Source organism: Megasphaera intestinihominis, assembly GCF_040096415.1.
GTDB classification, from domain to species: domain Bacteria; phylum Bacillota; class Negativicutes; order Veillonellales; family Megasphaeraceae; genus Megasphaera; species Megasphaera intestinihominis.
On the sequence record NZ_JBBMEU010000116.1, the window covers coordinates 1 to 2,654 of the forward strand.

At 34.2% G+C, this 2,654-nt stretch carries 1 protein-coding gene; it reads left to right on the plus strand.

From position 1 onward, the window contains the following. The first annotated feature begins 411 nt into the window (after positions 1–411). Positions 412–2,589, plus strand: a complete 2,178-nt coding sequence (locus WMO23_RS11125; protein ID WP_349174096.1) for an AAA domain-containing protein — start codon at positions 412–414, stop codon at positions 2,587–2,589. Positions 2,590–2,654 lie beyond the last annotated feature (65 nt).

The following is a 2,654-nucleotide window of genomic DNA, read 5'->3' on the forward strand; positions in this document are numbered from 1 at the left end:
GTCCTGCGGACCGCAAAAAAATACACGGCCCATGGCCTTGTGCGTAGGAGACGTCCAGAGCCTTTTTGGCCCGTCAGGTGCCGACCAACGGAAAGCTCAGGACAGTTGCCAAAACGGACAGCAGTGGCTGGCGTCTCGCTGTGAGAATCTCGTAGGCGATAAACTATTGGTTTGTGAGCTATTATGGGAAGAATATTTTTGCCCCGTCAGGTGCTGGCCGATGGAAAGTGCAGGGCCGTTGCCGAAACGGAGGAATGCTGGAGCTCTTGATAAAGGTGGATGAGGAGGTCTTCCTTTGGCATTGGTGTATCTTTGCTTGAGGTTTTTATACTTTATAATGTATAATATGTTTTAAGTATTATGTTACGATATTTAGATTGCATAGGCTTATAAATCAGAGAGGGATACATCATGGAAAAACAAATTAGTGATCGAAGCTTAGTTGATTTGTTGTTTAAAACTATTAAAGAATTTTATTTGAAAAGCGAAAATATTGTTTCTGACTGTAAAAAATATGATAGATGTAGATTGATATCGACTTTGTTATCATTAGACGAAAAACATGAATACATAAAAATTTTCTGTGATGACGAAAAAGGAAGAATATTATCTGTACAGAAACCGATGCAGCTTCCTCTCTGTCCAGAACCTACCCCATCAATTTCTCCGTGGTTAATGAAGGATTGGATGGATTATCGGGTAGAAATAAAGATACAAAATGTTAATGAAGAAACAGGTGAAAAATTTAGTGATGTTCCAGAACGAATAGCTTCATTTCATTGTTGGGAAAATAAACGAAAAAATTGGGTAGCAGAACGAGTTCGGTTAAATAAGATTGATAATGTTTTTAAATCTTTTTATACATTACATAATGATTTTCAAGGCCAAGCAGATGAAAGCGAACTTTTGTATGCGTTTGGCTTATTTGTTGACTCGTCTGATAAAAATATTTGTCATCCTTTGTTTACGAAAAGAATACGCATTGCTTATGAAAACATAGAGAACAATATTATTTCTTTGTTTGATACGGATGAAGAAATTAAATTTGAAAGCTCATTTTTTAAAAATATAAGCGATGCAAAAATGTTACATTTAGGGGAAATTTCTACTGATTTAGAAAATACAGAAATTCATTTAAATCAAGAAGAAGGTACTGCTGAATTTTTGAAAAGAGTCATTCATTATTTAACTCCTAATGGAGAATTTTTAACACACGGTGAAGAAATGACTCAGCGATTTATTGTTACTTATTCACCAATGATTATTTTACGGAATAAAAATTCTGGCATTATTGAATATTTGGATAAATCTATGGACGCTATTCAAAATGGATTGGAAATTCCGCCACATTTGGTTGATTTGCTTCACCCGAAAAATAAAGTATCCGATATACATGAAAAAGTAGAAACTCTTGAAAAACGCTTAGCTGCTGCTAGTGGTGAAGCACCTGAAATTTTTATGACAAAACCGGCTAATAAGGCGCAACTTCGTATTGCGCAAGATATAGAGCAGAATAATGCTGTTGAAGTGCAAGGCCCTCCGGGAACTGGTAAAACACATACCATCGCAAACTTGATTGGTCATTTTTTGGCACAGGGGAAAACTGTTTTAGTTACTAGTGAAAAAATTAAAGCATTAAGTGTTTTGCGAGATAAATTAGATGAAGAAATTCGTCCTTTGTGTGTACCTGTTTTTGATGGCAATCAAAGTGAAATGAATGATATTATTTCTTCTATTAGCGCAAAAGTAAATGTAGTAAATATTCAGGATTTGTTAAATGATATTGCTGAAGAAAAAAAGCGAAGGGATGAACTTATAAAAAATCTTGATGAAGAGAGGAAAACTATATTTAATATTCGTAATAAAGAAAATCAAAACATTGTATATGGTGGACAGAGCTATTCTATTATTGAAATTGCCAAACTCATTGCTGAAAACAAGGAACAGATGCGTGTGATTCCTGGTCCTGTAAAACAAAAAGAAGGACTTCCTTTGACGCAGGAAGAATTTCAAAAATTATATGCCAGCAATGGTGAGCTTTCTTATCAAGAAGAATGTGAGTTATCTCTTCCGTTGCCAGATTATTCTAAATTGATGGTTCCGAAACAATTTCAATACCTGTTAAATAATATTGATCAGTATAAACAAAAAAAGCAATCTATTACTTCGATTAATATAGAAGATATTCAAGAAAATTTTGCAGAAAATCAATTACTGTATAATAATAAACTACTATTTATAAATCCTGATGAAAATATAATTCAGAAAGCTCTTAATGTGGCTGAATCTTATCAACCTATGGTGTCTTGGCAGTTTTCTGTTGTAGAAGACAGCATTGTAGGTGGTGGTTATCAGGAAAGATGGCAGTCGCTCATTCAAAGTATTAAAGATTTTTGTCAGGCTGATCAGGATTATGAAGGAAGTCGTCTTGGAAAGCAAATTATTGTTAATGGAACCTTTGAATTAGATGAATTAGTAGAAAAATTACCGGAAATTAAAGAAAAATTAGCTAACGGTGGTTTTCACTTTTGGGATAAGCTTGTAAATTCTACGTTAAGTAAATTGGCTGAGCAGATTATGGGAGTGTAAAATAGTTTGTGTAAATCGGTATTGCATGAATCTACTTTATGCCCCATACTGGGGTAAACAAAGAT